Genomic DNA, 14,751 nt, shown 5'->3' on the forward strand with positions numbered 1-14,751 from the left:
CGTGTCAGGTCCGCTTGAGAGTCCGCACCGGCTCTCCGGGCTTCCAGACCTGGACGACCAGATACGTGTCGTCCTCGACGTAGGTCCGCACGACCTCCGTCACCTCGGTGCGGAAGAGGTGGAACGGCTCCGGCGGTCCCACCTCTTCCACATATCCGGCCTTCGCCGCCTCCTCGTCCCCGACCTCGACGGCCCGCCCGCTGATCCGGACGTCGCCGCCGCCCATGCCGGTGCCGTCCCCGGGGTTGGCCTGGAGCGAGAACCGCGGATCACGGCGCAGATCGAGGGCCTTGAGCGAACGGGTCATCATGCCGAGCCACAAGTGCCCGCCGAGGAATCGGACTTCCAGTCCACTGGTGCGAGGCGAACCGTCCTTGCGCAACGTCGCCAGCACATGATGGACGAAGCCCCCGAACCGCTCCTCCACCACCGCCGCCAACTCAGGCGCCTCCGCGGCGAACCCCGCCCAGCTCACCGCCTCGCCATCAGGCGTCCCACTGTTCGATGTCATACGACGAGTCTGCCGCCAAAACCCGGCCATCCCTGTCGGGTATGCGCCCCGCCGAGGGGTAGGCGACTCTCAGTCGAGGGGCATGACATGCCTCAGAGCTGACGGGAATCATCATCTTTACATAACGACCCTGCCCTTTTGCTCTGACCGACGGTAACTTCCGCCCCGTAAGGCCACCCAGTCTGGAGGACCGATGCACGGGCCCACGCCGCCTGCCCCGCTGCCCACCGACCGGTTGCGGTTCGCGATGCCGCCGATGCACGAATCGGTCGAGGACGAGCGCCGGCACCGCAAGGAACGGCTGGCCGGCGCGGTGCGGATCTTCGGCAGGCTCGGCTTCGAGGACGGGGTCTCCGGGCACATCACCGCACGCGACCCCGAGTACAGCGACTGCTTCTGGGTGAACCCGTTCGGCATGCCGTTCAAGCACGTCACCGTGAGCGACCTGGTGCTCGCCAACGCCGACGGCCAGGTCGTCGAAGGCGGCTACCACGTCAACCAGGCCGCCTTCACCGTGCACGCCCAGGTCCACGCCGCACGGCCCGACGTCGTCGCCGTCGCCCACTGCCACTCCGTGCACGGACGCGCCCTGGCCGCCCTCGGTGAACTGCTCGACCCGATCACCCAGGAGAGCTGCGCCTTCTACGAGGACCATGCCCTCTACGACGCCTACACCGGCGTCGCCGTCGACGCCGAGGAGGGCCGGCGCATCGCGTCCGCGCTCGGCAGCCGCAAGGCGCTCGTGCTGCGCAACCACGGCCTGCTCACCGTCGGCGACTCGGTGGACGCGGCCGCCTGGTGGTTCGTGTCGATGGAACGGTCCTGCCAGGTCCAGCTCACCGCCCGCGCCGCGGGCCGCCCGGTGCTGATCGACCACCGGGCCGCCGTCGCCACCCGGGAGCAGCTCGGCGGTGACCTGGTGGCATGGATCAACTACCAGCCGCTGTGGCAGGACATCAGCCGCAGCGAACCGGACCTGCTGTCCTGACCCCCGGCCCGCGCCCGGCGCCCACCCCGCCCGGCGCTCTCCCGGCCTGGTCAACACCGTGAATCCCCCTTCACCCCCGCTGACCAGACCCGCCGAAACCGGACGGGGCGCCGTAGGGCACAATTCGCTCTCATCGCAGGCGAGTTGTTCAGCAGGGCCGTGGCCGGAATCTTCGAGGGCCGCAGGTCGTGAAGGTCGCGGGGAAGGCAGGGATCGGACATGGCGGTCCAGGAGGCGAGACAGGGCCCGGACACGGGCGCGCACGCCGGCGGCTGCACCTGCGGGGACTGCCCGCACGGGGCACGAGAGGGCCACCGGCGCGCGGTGGCCGCGTTCCTGTCCCGGCGCGACGAGTTCGCCGCCGGGCAGGGCCTGCCCGCCGCCGTCGCCCACTCGGTCTCCGCCTCGCGCCAGTGGGTCTCCGAGGAACTGGCCCAGTCGGCGGAGCTCGTCGCCGAACGCGGCCGCGCCGAGGGCCTGGCCTGGCTCGCCCGCCTCTGGCTGCGCACGACGTACACGGTGTGGGCGGCGGTCCTCGCGCTGCTGCTCACGCAGTGCCTCACCGCGGTCGGCGCGGGCTGGAGCGATGCCCGCACCGCCGGACTGCTCGCAGCACTGACCGTCGCCGGCGCGCTGACCGCGGCCTCCTGGTTCCACCGGACGCGCGGCGGAGCACTGGCCCCCGTCATCGGCGAGGACAACCGCCTGTCCACCTCCCGCGCGGTCGCGGCCGCCTGGGTCCTGCTCGTCGCGTACGCGGTGCTCGTCCTCGCCGGACGGCTCGCCGCCGCCTCCGGCCCGCGCGAGCGCGACGCGCTGATCTCCGGTCTCGCCCTCGCCCGCGGCGCCGGCGTGGTGACCGTCCTCGCCGTGGTGTGCGGGATCGCCGTGCTGGTGCGTCGGGTGGTCGGCCTGCGCGTCCTCGGCCAGCGCCTGCAGAAGGTCCGCGCCCACCGGCCGCGCGCCGCCGACCTGCTGACCGACGACTCCGGCCGCGGCGCCTTCGCCGACATCCAGTACGTCGTGATCAGCGCCGTCGCCGTGGTCTTCGCCGCCGTACGTCTCGCCCGCCGCCCCGACCAACTGCCCGACCTGCCCTGGGGGCTCGCCGTGGTGGTGCTGGTCTCCGCCGCGACCTATGTCGCCGGCAAGTACGCGGAGGGCGGCCGCCCCGTCATCCTCTCCATCGTCCGCTCCCGCGAGGCCGGCGACCTGGACGCCCCGATCCGCACCGGCGACGACATCGAGATCCGCGGCGCGGGCTTCGTCCCGCCCGGCGCGCAGACCGCCGACCGTCTCTCCCGCATGGTCGTGCGCGTCGGCACGGTCCACGTCCATGTACCCCTGGTTCCCGTCACGGGCGGCTTCAGCAACCCGGCCGACGCGCTGCTCACCGTCCCGGTCCCGGCGGACGTCGAACCGGGCCGCGTGGAGGTCCAGGTGGTCACCGCCGCCGGCGTGGAGACGAACCGCTACACGATCGACGTGACGGACTGACCGGCCCCCACGACCACGACGCGTGGGAGGGAGCGCCCGCCGGCGTCGCAACGCGTCGAGAATCCACTGCCGCAATTTGAGCGCACCTCCCATTTCGTACGTAAGGTCTTTCGAGGGGTCCACCACGTCGGGCGAGAGGCGGCTACGGGCGATGACGCACAGCATGCGGACGGACACACACCCTCCCTACCTCGACGGGGGAAGCGACTGGCGGGACACCGCTACCCGGTACGCCCTCCTCCCGCTGCGGGTCTTCCTCGGCATCACGTTCATCTACGCCGGTCTGGACAAGCTCACCGACAGCGCCTTCGTGCAGAGCAGCGGCGCCGGCTCCATCGGTGACACCATGCGCGCGGTCCGCGACTCCTCGGCCATCCCGGCCCTCGTCGACCTGGCTCTGAAGAGCCCGGCCGGCTTCGGCTATGCCATGGCCTTCGGCGAACTCGCCGTCGGCATCGGCACCCTCCTGGGCATCCTGTCCCGGCTGGCGGCCCTCGGCGGAGCCCTGATCTCCCTCAGCCTGTGGCTGACGGTGAGCTGGGCGTCGGACCCCTACTACTACGGCAACGACCTCGCCTACCTGATGGCCTGGTTGCCCCTGGTCCTCGCCGGCGCTCCCGTCCTCTCCGTGGACGCCGTCTGGCGCACGAGGAAGCGACAGCGGACGGGCGGCTACTGACCACTCAGGCCGGCATCCGCCGGACAGACCCTCCTGCTCAGCCGACCGTTCCCGAACCGGTCCCGGGCGCCGCCGGGGCCGGTTCGCGCCGTCTGCGCAGGGACCGGCTCACCCCTCCTGTGACCCCCGCGAGGAACAGTCCGCCCACCACGACCGGGACGACCACGAACCACGGGGTCTCCCACAGGCCGCCCGCGTCCCCCGCGTAGAGGACGCCCACCAGGGTGAAGACCACGCCGGCGACCAGCCGGCCCGGCCGGAACTCATGACGCAGCACGGGCCACCTCCGCCTGTCCCACCGCGACCTGGAGGTCGAGGTCGATCGTCCCGGCGCCCTGACCGCCTGATGCCGGCGACAGGGTCACCTGCTTGTGCCGTCCCGGTTGCACGTCCACGTCCTTCTCGTCCTCGCCCGGCAGCTGGATGTCGCCCAGGCCCACGTCGACGCTCAGCCTCACTGTCACCTCCGGCGGCACGATCACCTTCAGCCGCCCGACCCCCAGCTCGGCGCCCGTACGAAGGGTCTGCCCCTTCGCCAGGTCCAGCCGCGCCAGGTCCAGGACGGCGTCCCCGGTGCCGAGGTCGTAGTCCGCCTGGACCTCCGTCACCGACGCGGGCCGCCATGTCGTGTGTGTCCACCGAGTGCCGATGTCCTTGGGCAGGACGGCCGCTCCGGCCAGCAGGCCGGCCGTGAGGACCGCCAGGAACATCGACCCGGCGCCGGTGCGCCCGAGGTACGAGCTGACCGCGATGCCCGCGCCCAGGACCACGAGCCCGGTGGCCAGACCTGCCTGGAGGCTGGTGCCCAGCGGATGTTCGTCCCAGGTGAGCCGGGTGACGAGGCCGCCGGCGAGGGCGGCGAGCAGGAACAGCCAGCCGCCGATCCCGCGGGGTCCGCGCGGCCGCAGCACCGGGGCCGGCGGGCGGATGGACAGGTGGGGGATCTTGTGCCCGACGAGTCTGACGTCGAAGACCGTGGTGGCGTCCGGGGTGTGCGGGTCCTGCGGGCCCCACAGATAGCCCGTGCCGCCCTCGTGCGTGCCGTCCTTGACGATGGGGTCGCGCCACCAGGACGAGTAGGCGGCCGGAGCCGGCGGCGCCTTGGCCTCCGGCGGGGCGTCGGCCACGGCCTGGGCGGCGAGCGGGTCGGGGTCGGAGGAGTCCCGGTGCTGAGACCAGTACGCGGCGCCGGCGAGCAGCAAGGAGAGGATGACGGCGAAACTCAGCACGCCGCCGTTGTTCAGCATGGACAGGAACACCCCGCAGCCGACCAGCGCGAACAGCAGGGCCGTCAGCGCCTGTCCGTCGACCCGGCCGGTGAGGAGCTTGCGCACCTCGTTCTGGTCGTCGCCCGAGTACGGGACGAACAGCCAGGCGAAGCCGTAGAAGATGAGGCCGATGCCGCCGGTCGCGGAGAGGACGGCGAGCGTGATCCGGAAGATCACCGGGTCCATGTCGCACTGCCGCCCGAGTCCCGCGCACACGCCGGCCAGTAGCTTGTGCTCGCGGTCGCGGCGGAACCGGTGCGGAAGGCGGCCGACGGGGTCCGGGTCGCCGGGCGGGCCGTGGACGTCGGTGGGCTTGCCCCGGTCGCCGGGGCCTCCTGCGTCGCTGGGGCCTCCTGCGTCGCCGGGGGCGCGGGACCCGGTGCCTTCACCGGTGCCTGCGCGGGCGCCCGGCTGCGTGGGTGCGGTCGCCTGCCCGTGTGCGCGCGGTTCCTCACCTGCGGCGCCGGATGCGCCGGTGGACGGGTCGGCCGCGTCGGGCGCGGCGCCCCCGTCGGGCACGGCGTCCGCGGCGTGCTGGTGATCTGTCATGACTCCATGGTGGCGGGCGAGCCGCCTCCGCGGCAGTCGGAATGACCCTGGTCGGACCCTGATTTCGGCCCTGAGAGCCGGCCCGGGAGGCGTTCGACCCGTGACGGTGGCGAAGATCAGGGGCGTCTCGGGGGCCAACCCTGATGCCCCTGTCCGACCGCCGTGTGAACATCGTTGGCATGCCGGAAGCCGCAGCAGCGCCACTCGTCGAACCGCGGCCGCCGCGCAAGCTCTACCGCAGCAGCGACGGACGCTGGCTGGGTGGTGTGGCGCGGGGGCTCGCCGGGCATCTCGGACTGCCCGTGATCTGGGTGCGGCTCGTCTTCGTGGGCCTGTTCATGGCCGACGGCCTCGGCGCCCTGCTCTACGCGGCCTTCTGGTTCTTCGTGCCGCTCGGGGTCGGCGGAGTCGGCGACCAGAAGGCCCCCTCTCTCGTCGCCACCGAGACCGCGCCCGACGGCCGCCGCCGGCTCGTCGCCCGCAAGCCGGACAAGGGCCAGATCGTCGCCCTGCTCCTCATGGTCGTCGTGGCCATGGTCTTCGTCGGCAATGTGAACCTGGGCGGCGGCGCCAAGGCGTATCTGGTGCCCGTGGTGCTCGTCGGCGCGGGCGTCGCCCTCGTCTGGCGGCAGGCGGACAACGCCCGCCGGGCCCGCTGGGTCGAGGTCGGCCGCAGACGCCGTACGCTCACGCTCCTGCGCGCGGGCGCCGGCGTCCTCCTGGTCGCGGCCGGCGTGTCCGGGATCTTCGTGCTGCAGGGGTCCGCCGCCCACCTCGGTTCGGTCCTGCAGGCGGCCCTCGCGGTCCTCGTCGGCATCACCCTGCTCGCCGGGCCGTACCTGGTGCGGATGACGCAGGACCTGTCCGAGGAGCGGCTGATGCGCATCCGCGCGCAGGAGCGCGCGGAGGTCGCCGCCCACGTCCACGACTCGGTGCTGCACACGCTCACCCTGATCCAGCGCAACGCCGAGAACGCCGGCGAGGTGCGCCGCCTCGCCCGCGCCCAGGAACGCGACCTGCGCACCTGGCTCTACAAACCCGAGGGCACCGGCAAGGACGAGGCGGACGAGCCCGACACGGTCGCCGAAGCGGTCCGGCGCAGTGCCGCGGAGGTGGAGGACAAGCACGGCGTGCCCATCGAGGTCGTGATCGTGGGCGACTGCCCGCTCGACGAGGGGGTGGCCGCGCAGATGCAGGCCGCTCGCGAGGCGATGGTGAACGCCGCCAAGTACGGTGGCGAGGGCGGCGCCGTGCAGGTCTACGCGGAAGTAGAGGGAAGGACGGTCTTTGTGTCTGTCCGGGACCGCGGTCCCGGATTCGACCTCGACTCGATACCCGCCGACCGCATGGGCGTCAGAGAATCGATCATCGGCCGTATGGAGCGCAACGGCGGCACCGCGCGGCTGCGCGCGGTGCCGGGGGGCGGCACGGAGGTCGAACTGGAGATGGAGAGGGCGGAGAAGACGTCATGAGCGACCCCAGCGAGGCCACCGAGGCGAACGGAACGGCGGGAGCGGCCGGGGCGGCCGAGCCGGCGCGGTCCATCGGTGACGGCGACCGCGACGGCGGGGGAGGACGCCGGGTGCGGGTGGTCCTCGTCGACGACCACCGGATGTTCCGCACCGGCGTCCAGGCCGAGATCGGCCGGACCGAGGAGACCGGCGTCGAGGTCGTCGGCGAGGCCGCGGACGTCGACCAGGCCGTCACGGTGATCACCGCGACCCGGCCGGAGGTCGTCCTCCTCGACGTGCATCTGCCGGGCGGCGGCGGTGTCGAAGTGCTGCGCCGCTGCGCCCCGTTGATGGCGGACGCCGAGCAGCCCGTGCGGTTCCTCGCCCTGTCCGTGTCGGACGCGGCGGAGGACGTCATCGGGGTGATCCGCGGCGGCGCCCGAGGCTATGTCACCAAGACGATCACCGGTGCCGATCTGATCGACTCCGTCTTCCGGGTGCAGGAGGGCGACGCCGTCTTCTCGCCGCGTCTCGCCGGGTTCGTCCTCGACGCCTTCGCCTCCACCGACGCCCCGCCGGTCGACGAGGACCTCGACCGCCTCACCCAGCGCGAGCGCGAGGTGCTGCGCCTGATCGCCCGCGGCTACGCGTACAAGGAGATCGCCAAGCAGCTGTTCATCTCCGTGAAGACGGTCGAGTCCCATGTGTCGGCGGTCCTGAGAAAGCTCCAGCTGTCGAACCGGCACGAGCTGACGCGGTGGGCGACGGCACGGCGGCTGGTGTGAGGTCGGCGGCGGGCACCGGCGCCAGCATCCGCAGCGCCCACCGGTAGTGCCGGACGGCTTTCACCACGCCGATCAGGCCCGCCAGCCACAGGATGGTGCCGGCGCCCACGCGCAGGGCGACGTCGGCGTGCGCCGACCGGCCGGTCCCGGCGCCCGCGGCAGAGGTGAAGGACGCCCACAGGCCGATCGCGCCGACGGTGAGGGAGGACAGCAGCCAGAACAGACTGAGACCGGGGGAACGCAGACGGGCGTCGGACAGCGGATGGCTGTCCAGGGCGAGCCAGGCGTCGAGGAGTCGGCGCAGTTGCAGGTCGCGGCGCACGGCGAGCGCTACGGCGACGACGGAGGGGGTCAGTGCGGCGAGTCCGAGAAGGGCGAAGACCGGGCCGAGGAGGAAGCCCGTCGGGTCCCGCTCCTCGAACTGCTTCAGCGGCAGGACCAGCAGCGCCCAGCCGATGATCGCCGCGAGCGCCAGCAGCCACAGCAGCAGGACGCGGTGCACACCGAGGCTGTGCCCGTGCAGCTCCTCCAGCGCCCGCTCCCGGTCGGCCAGCAGCGCCGACCGGTCGGGCCAGGACCGGATGTGCGGCGGGGGAGGGGGAGGCGGCAGCGCGGCTGGAGACATCGGGCCTCTTTCGAGCGGGCCAGGGGCGTGAGCGGCAGGCGCGAGACGGCGGTCTGCCCGACGCCGACGTACAGGCGTGGTGCCGTTCGCTTCGCGCGCTGAACCTACCGCGTCGCATGCCCATGCCACGCAGACCCGACGGTCGGTCGACGTCGGGTCGCAGCCCGGCCACCCGGCCCCGGCCGCCCGGCGTGTTGCCCGGGAGGCGTCCAGGTGTTCTCACACCACCCGTGTCGCCCCCGCGAAGGGCATCTCGTCGAGGGGGGCCACGCGTACCGGGGCAGAGGGGTTGGGGGCGTGGATCATCTTGCCGTCGCCGACGTAGATGCCGACGTGGGTGACGCCGGAGTAGAAGAACACCAGGTCACCGGGGCGCAGTTCGGAACGCGGGACACGGTGGCCGGCGTCGATCTGCGCGTACGTCGTGCGGGGCAGGGCGACGCCCGCGGAGCGGTAGGAGGCCAGGACGAGCCCCGAGCAGTCGAAGGCGTTCGGGCCGGTCGCGCCCCACACATAGGGGCTGCCGAGCTTGGAGTAGGCGTAGGACACGGCCTCCGCCGCACGGGAGTTGGGCGCCTTCGCGGTGGCGGAGCCGAGGGCCGGGAGGGCGTCGCGGGCGCCGGCGGAGCCGCGTGAGACACGCGTGCCCGTGCCGCCGCCCGGCTCCTCGTCGTCGAACTCGGCCCGTTCCCGCGCCGTGAGCCGGGCCAGCAGGTCGCGCGCGGCGTCCAGCTTGCCGGTGATCGTCTTCTTGTGCCGCCGCAGTTCGGCCTGGCGCTTCTTGAGCGAGGTCAGCTCCACTCGCGCGGCGCCGCGCAGCTGCTCGACCTCGCGGAACTGCTCGCGGACCCGGGCGACGGCGCCGGACTGCCGGTCGCCGGCCCGCTCGGCGAAGGCGGCGCCGTCGAGGTAGGCGTCGGGGTCGTCGGAGAGGAAGAGCTGCATCGCGGGATCGAGGCCGCCGCCGCGGTACTGGGCGGCGGCGATCGTGCCGAGCGCCTCGCGCGCCGTGTTCAGCCGCAGTTCCCTGCGGGCGGCCTCGTCCTGTAAGCCCTTCAGCCGCCGTTCGGTGGCCGTCGCCTTCTCCTGTGCCCCGTTGTACTTCTCGGTGGCGGCCTCCGCCTCCTGGTACAGCTTGTCGACCTTGGCCTTCACCTGCGCCGGGGTGGGCTGGGGAGCGGCGATCCCCGCCCCTTCGAATGCCGTCGCGCCCGCCGCGCCGGCGAGGGCGATGGTGGCCGCCGTTCGGACCGTATGGCCGCCGAGCGAGCGCTGTCTCGGCTTGCGGTGCGCTGCCACGTGGGACTGCACGTCCTTTCGTACGACCGCCTCGTCGGTACGGCCGTCGGCTGGGGCCGGGCCGGGGGCCCGTGCCCGCCGTGGGGAGCGGACGGACGTACAGCCGCGGGGAGCGGCTGACGCGTCCGGCGGCGGCCCGCTCAGGGAAGCGGACGCACCGCCGGACTTTCGGCGGTGGTGGCCGACTGCCGTCCCTGGTCCGGACGGCGGTGGGGAGCCGGTCACCTGGGGGAGGACGCTAGGCCCGGCGATGTCGGGTCGGTAACGAGATGTACGGAAGTGACACCAGTGGACTGAAGGGTGACCGGACATGGTCGTCGGGCCGGTCCGAAGCCGTCGGTTTCGCGCACTGCGCTGACCGATGCGGCGCTTTCGGGGCAGATTCCGACGGCGGGCTGCTATGCGGCGCATATATGCGAGACCCGCGCGAGGGGTGGGCGCGGGTGCGCGAGGGGTGGGCCGGTGTCGGGCGGCGACCGCACCGCTGACTAGCATCCGGCTCCATGGACGTACTCATCCATCTCTTCGTCGGCCTGCACATCATCGGCATCGCCGCGCTCCTCGGCGGCTTCCTCACCCAGATGAAGGCGATGGGCCGGGGCACGGCCCGTTTCGTCCCCGCGATGCTGCACGGCGCGGCGACGATGCTGGTCACCGGTGTCGTCCTGGTCGGCCTCAATCAGGCGGACGACCAGGCCGTCAACAACATCAAGATCGGTGTGAAGCTCGCCCTGCTGGTCGTGATCCTCGGTCTCGTCTATGTGAAGCGGGACGAGGAGAGCGTGGAGAAGCCGCTGTTCGGGCTGGTCGGGGCGCTGACCGTGGCCAACGTCTTCATCGCGGTCCTCTGGACCTGACGCGGCGCGGGCCGCTGCCACGCCCGGCCGGCGACCCCGTGCCCGCGCCGAGGCCTCCGGCTCAGGCCGGCCGGACCACGCTGTGGATCGCGGACTCCCCGTCGTAGAACACCGACTCCTCGCGCACGTACGCCCCGGGCTTGGGCGCGTGGATCATCATGCCGTTGCCGATGTAGAGGCCCACGTGGGTGACGTCGTCGTAGAAGAAGATCAGGTCGCCCGGCAGGGCGTCGGCCAGGGAGACCGTCGTGCCGGCGCCGACCTGGTCGTAGGTGGTGCGAGGGAGGGAGACTCCGGCGGCCTTCCACGCGGCCTGGGTGAGACCGGAGCAGTCGTAGGAATCGGGCCCGGTGGCGCCCCAGACGTACGGCTTGCCGATCTGCGCGCGGGCGAAGCTGAGCGCCTTCCCCGCCTTGGTGCCGTACGAGGCGTCGGCGGTCGAGGAGGAGGCTGACGACGAGGGCGCCGAAGGCGCCGAGGGCGACGACGAGGGCGTGTCCGAGCCCGCGGAGCCGGCGCTCTCCTCCTGCGCCGCCCGCTCGGCCGCCTGCTGCCGCGCCAGCTCCGCCGCCTTGCGGGCGGCCTCCTGCTGTCTGCGCTTCTCGATCTCGGCGAGCCGCGCCTTCTCCTGCGCCGTCAGCTGCGACAGCAGCACGCGCGCGTCGCTGAGCTTCTTCTGGACGGTGGCCTTGGCGGTCTTCAGGTCGTTCTGGGAGGTGGTGAGCGTCTGAAGGCTCCGGGACGCCTCCTGCCGCTTCTTCATCGTCGCCGACTGCTCGGTGACGTAGGCGTCGACCGACTCCTTCTGGCGGCTGGTCAGCCGGTCCATCAGCTGCGTCTGGTCGAAGTAGTCCTGCGGGGTGTCCGCGAGCAGGAAGGTCGCGGTGTCGGGCGTGGAGGCGCCGGTGCGGTACTGCGCGGCGGCGAAGGAACCCAGCTCCTCGCGCGCCTCGTTGAGCTTCTCGGTGCGCCGGGCGACGTCGTCGAGGAGGCCGTCCACGCGCGTGCGTTGCTGGGCCGTCTTCTCCTTGGCGGCGTTGTACTTCTCGGTCGCCGACTCCGCCTGCCGGTAGAGGTCGCCGACCTTCTTCTCGACCTCTTCCAGACTCGGCTTGCCGTCGGCGGAGGGCGCGGCCTGGGCCGTCTGCGAGAGCAGCGCCACGGAGGCGAGGGCGGCGGTGGCGAGGGCGGGGGTGCGTATGCCCGCTACGCGCGTAACCGGCGAGCGTGGCTTGCGGTGCTGCGACGCCAAGGGAGGCGACTCCTTCCGTGCTCCGCCTACCGGGTTAGCTGTCGGGTTCGGGCGGGTGCTTCGGAAGGGTTGCCCTACGGCCGCGCCCTCGCGGGGCGGGCGGCCGATTCACCCCAAGGTCTCGGTGGGTCCCCGGCTCCGGCTGCCGCGAGGGCGCGCGCCGGACTCGGCGGAGGCCGCGCGGTCCGGCGGGGTTCGCCGGTGTGGGGCGTACGGCCTTCCCGGCACGGTAGCCAACTGGTGTGGCCCCTGTGAAGGTTGATGGGTGATATGCCCCGATACATTTTCGTGACTCTCAGTCAGGGCTTCGGCGTTCTGTGATCGATACGGCGGGTTCGGTGACCTTTTCCATGCTCTGGGCGATTGATTCATCATGTTCATGCCCGTCGAGCGGTGATGTTCCCGGGACGGCGGCGGGTTGTCGGTGCGGCACCCTAGACTCGGAGAGCGATGAGCAGCCTCTTTGACGACAGCTTCCTGGCGGACCTCCAGGCCCCGCGCGGCCATGAGGAGGAGCCCCCGCCTCCGCCCGAGGACGATCACGCTCCGGAGTCGGTTCCGGACGATCTGTTCGGCGGGAAGTTCGACGTGCCCCCGGACCGGGACGCCCACTACCGTGACGGCGCCCCCCGCCCGGTCATCGACGCCGCCGCGCTCCTGGACGGGCTCAACGACAACCAGCGCGCCGCCGTCGTCCACGCCGGCGCGCCGCTGCTCATCGTCGCCGGCGCCGGCTCCGGCAAGACGCGTGTGCTGACCCACCGCATCGCCCACCTCCTCGCCGAGCGGGACGTCCACCCCGGGCAGATCCTCGCGATCACCTTCACCAACAAGGCCGCGGGCGAGATGAAGGAGCGCGTCGAGCAGCTCGTCGGCCCCCGCGCGAACGCGATGTGGGTGATGACGTTCCACAGCGCGTGCGTGCGCATCCTGCGCCGCGAGAGCAAGAAGCTCGGCTTCACCTCGTCGTTCTCGATCTACGACGCCGCCGACTCCAAGCGACTGATGGCCCTGGTCTGCCGCGACCTGGACCTCGACCCGAAGCGCTACCCGCCCAAGTCCTTCAGCGCCAAGATCAGCAACCTGAAGAACGAGCTGATCGACGAGGAGGACTTCGCTGCCCAGGCCGCCGACGGCTTCGAGAAGACCCTCGCCCAGGCCTACGCGATGTACCAGTCGCGGCTGCGGGAGGCGAACGCCCTCGACTTCGACGACCTGATCATGACGACGGTCAACCTCCTCCGCGCGTTCCCCGACGTTGCCGAGCACTACCGCCGCCGCTTCCGGCACGTCCTGGTCGACGAGTACCAGGACACCAACCACGCCCAGTACGCCCTGGTCCGCGAGCTCGTCGGCACCTCCGAGCACCCCGTCGACGTGCCGCCCAGCACCTACGACGTGCCGCCGGCCGAGCTGTGCGTCGTGGGCGACGCCGACCAGTCGATCTACGCCTTCCGCGGCGCGACCATCCGCAACATCCTCCAGTTCGAGGAGGACTACCCGGACGCGACGACGATCCTGCTGGAGCAGAACTACCGCTCCACCCAGACGATCCTGTCCGCCGCCAACGCGGTCATCGAGCGCAACGAGTCCCGCCGCCCCAAGAACCTGTGGACCAACGCGGGCGAGGGCGCGCGCATCACCGGCTATGTCGCCGACACCGAGCACGACGAGGCGCAGTTCGTCGCCGACGAGATAGACCGCCTCACGGACGCGGGCGACGCGAAGGCCAAGGACGTCGCCGTCTTCTACCGCACCAACGCGCAGTCCCGTGTCTTCGAAGAGGTCTTCATCCGCGTCGGCCTGCCCTACAAGGTCGTCGGCGGCGTCCGCTTCTACGAGCGCAAGGAGGTCCGGGACGTCCTGGCCTACCTGCGGGTCCTCGCCAATCCGGAGGACTCGGTGCCGCTGCGCCGCATCCTCAACGTGCCCAAGCGCGGCATCGGCGAGCGCGCCGAGGCCATGGTCGACGCCCTGTCCCAGCGGGAGAAGATCAGCTTCCCGCAGGCTCTGAAGCGGGTCGACGAGGCCTACGGCATGGCCGCGCGGTCGACCAACGCCGTGAAGCGGTTCAACGTGCTGATGGACGAACTGCGCACCATCGTCGAGTCGGGCGCGGGACCGGCCACCGTGCTGGAGGCGGTCCTCGAACGCACCGGCTACCTGGCCGAGTTGCAGGCCTCCACCGACCCGCAGGACGAGACGCGCATCGAGAACCTCCAGGAACTCGCCGCGGTGGCCCTGGAGTTCGAGCAGGAGTCGGGGGAGGCCGAGACGCCCGCCTCGCTCGCCGAGTTCCTGGAGCGGGTCGCGCTCGTCGCCGACTCCGACCAGATCCCCGACGAGGACGAGGACGGCTCGGGCGTCATCACGTTGATGACCCTGCACACGGCCAAGGGCCTGGAGTTCCCGGTCGTCTTCCTCACCGGCATGGAGGACGGCGTCTTCCCCCATATGCGCGCCCTCGGCCAGACCAAGGAACTGGAGGAGGAGCGCCGCCTGGCCTACGTCGGCATCACCCGCGCGCGTGAGCGGCTGTACCTCACGCGGTCCGCGATGCGCAGCGCCTGGGGCCAGCCCTCGTACAACCCGCCCTCCCGGTTCCTGGAGGAGATCCCGGCCACGCACGTCGACTGGAAGCGCACCGGCGCGACCTCGCCCCGGTCCTCCGGCGGCCCGGTGTCCTCGGTGGCGGCCTCGCTGTCGTCGTCCCGCTCCCGGTCCTCGGCAGCCGGCGCGTCCGGCTTCGCCACCCGGCGCACGGCGGACAAGCCGGTCGTCTCCCTGGCCGTCGGCGACCGTGTCACCCACGACCAGTTCGGGCTCGGCACGGTCGTCGCCGTGAAGGGCACGGGCGCGAACGCCGAGGCCACGATCGACTTCGGCGACGTCAAGCCCAAGCGGCTGCTGCTGCGGTACGCGCCGGTGGAGAAGCTCTGACATGACGGAGAGCCCCCGCCGCGACGGAGTCCGTCACGGCGGGGGCTCAC

The 14,751-nt window shown here is 72.1% G+C and carries 13 protein-coding genes and 1 riboswitch; of the genes, 7 read left to right on the forward strand and 6 right to left on the reverse strand.

Annotation, left to right across the window (positions count from 1 at the left end):
• Positions 1-4: 4 nt before the first annotated feature.
• A complete protein-coding gene (locus ACIRS4_RS18840) occupies positions 5-511 on the reverse strand; it encodes a pyridoxamine 5'-phosphate oxidase family protein (RefSeq protein ID WP_404196872.1) in 507 nt (168 codons plus the stop codon).
• Positions 512-704: 193 nt separating this feature from the next.
• Between ACIRS4_RS18840 and ACIRS4_RS18845 the strand changes: the two genes are divergently transcribed.
• From ACIRS4_RS18845 to ACIRS4_RS18855, 3 genes are all read left to right on the forward strand, one after another.
• Positions 705-1,499, forward strand: coding sequence for a class II aldolase/adducin family protein (locus ACIRS4_RS18845; protein ID WP_404196874.1), 795 nt, complete (start codon positions 705-707; stop codon positions 1,497-1,499).
• 219 nt (positions 1,500-1,718) lie between these two features.
• The gene (locus tag ACIRS4_RS18850; protein WP_404196876.1) at positions 1,719-2,996 is read left to right on the forward strand and encodes a hypothetical protein; all 1,278 of its coding nucleotides are present in this window, start codon (positions 1,719-1,721) and stop codon (positions 2,994-2,996) included.
• Positions 2,997-3,147: 151 nt separating this feature from the next.
• Positions 3,148-3,675 (forward strand): DoxX family protein, encoded by a 528-nt coding sequence (locus ACIRS4_RS18855; RefSeq protein WP_358798764.1) that lies wholly within the window; start codon positions 3,148-3,150, stop codon positions 3,673-3,675.
• Between the two features lie 37 nt (positions 3,676-3,712).
• Here the strand turns inward: ACIRS4_RS18855 and ACIRS4_RS18860 are convergent, their stop codons facing one another.
• Together ACIRS4_RS18860 and ACIRS4_RS18865 are read right to left on the reverse strand one after the other, a co-directional pair.
• Complete coding sequence (locus tag ACIRS4_RS18860) at positions 3,713-3,952, reverse strand: hypothetical protein (RefSeq protein WP_404196879.1); 240 nt, start codon at positions 3,950-3,952, stop codon at positions 3,713-3,715.
• Positions 3,939-5,492, reverse strand: coding sequence for a PspC domain-containing protein (locus ACIRS4_RS18865; RefSeq protein WP_404196881.1), 1,554 nt, complete (start codon positions 5,490-5,492; stop codon positions 3,939-3,941). The genes ACIRS4_RS18860 and ACIRS4_RS18865 overlap by 14 nt, the downstream gene beginning before the upstream one ends.
• Positions 5,493-5,671: 179 nt before the next feature.
• Here ACIRS4_RS18865 and ACIRS4_RS18870 point away from each other — a divergent pair, with 179 nt between their 5' ends.
• Positions 5,672-6,964 carry a PspC domain-containing protein gene (locus tag ACIRS4_RS18870; protein ID WP_404196884.1) on the forward strand — a complete coding sequence of 431 codons (1,293 nt, stop codon included), beginning with the start codon at positions 5,672-5,674 and terminating at the stop codon, positions 6,962-6,964.
• Positions 6,961-7,728 carry a LuxR C-terminal-related transcriptional regulator gene (locus ACIRS4_RS18875; RefSeq protein WP_404196887.1) on the forward strand — a complete coding sequence of 256 codons (768 nt, stop codon included), beginning with the start codon at positions 6,961-6,963 and terminating at the stop codon, positions 7,726-7,728. Before ACIRS4_RS18870 ends, ACIRS4_RS18875 begins: the two co-directional genes overlap by 4 nt.
• Here the strand turns inward: ACIRS4_RS18875 and ACIRS4_RS18880 are convergent.
• Both ACIRS4_RS18880 and ACIRS4_RS18885 read right to left on the reverse strand, forming a co-directional pair.
• On the reverse strand, positions 7,619-8,353 hold the full coding sequence (locus tag ACIRS4_RS18880) for a hypothetical protein (protein ID WP_404196890.1): 735 nt from the start codon (positions 8,351-8,353) through the stop codon (positions 7,619-7,621). The genes ACIRS4_RS18875 and ACIRS4_RS18880 overlap by 110 nt on opposite strands.
• A gap of 219 nt (positions 8,354-8,572) precedes the next feature.
• Complete coding sequence (locus ACIRS4_RS18885) at positions 8,573-9,652, reverse strand: NlpC/P60 family protein (protein ID WP_404196893.1); 1,080 nt, start codon at positions 9,650-9,652, stop codon at positions 8,573-8,575.
• A 503-nt stretch (positions 9,653-10,155) separates the two neighbouring features.
• Here ACIRS4_RS18885 and ACIRS4_RS18890 point away from each other — a divergent pair.
• A complete protein-coding gene (locus ACIRS4_RS18890; protein WP_351095349.1) occupies positions 10,156-10,509 on the forward strand; it encodes a hypothetical protein in 354 nt (117 codons plus the stop codon).
• Positions 10,510-10,570: 61 nt separating this feature from the next.
• Here the strand turns inward: ACIRS4_RS18890 and ACIRS4_RS18895 are convergent, their stop codons facing one another.
• Positions 10,571-11,761 (reverse strand): NlpC/P60 family protein, encoded by a 1,191-nt coding sequence (locus tag ACIRS4_RS18895; RefSeq protein WP_404196895.1) that lies wholly within the window; start codon positions 11,759-11,761, stop codon positions 10,571-10,573.
• Positions 11,762-11,769: 8 nt separating this feature from the next.
• Positions 11,770-11,943, reverse strand: a riboswitch (cyclic di-AMP (ydaO/yuaA leader).
• A 268-nt stretch (positions 11,944-12,211) separates the two neighbouring features.
• Here ACIRS4_RS18895 and pcrA point away from each other — a divergent pair.
• Positions 12,212-14,701: a DNA helicase PcrA gene (pcrA, locus tag ACIRS4_RS18900; RefSeq protein WP_404196898.1), complete on the forward strand. Its 2,490-nt coding sequence runs from the start codon at positions 12,212-12,214 to the stop codon at positions 14,699-14,701.
• Positions 14,702-14,751: the final 50 nt, after the last annotated feature.

The organism is Streptomyces sp. NPDC101166, from assembly GCF_044768125.1.
GTDB lineage: Bacteria > Actinomycetota > Actinomycetes > Streptomycetales > Streptomycetaceae > Streptomyces.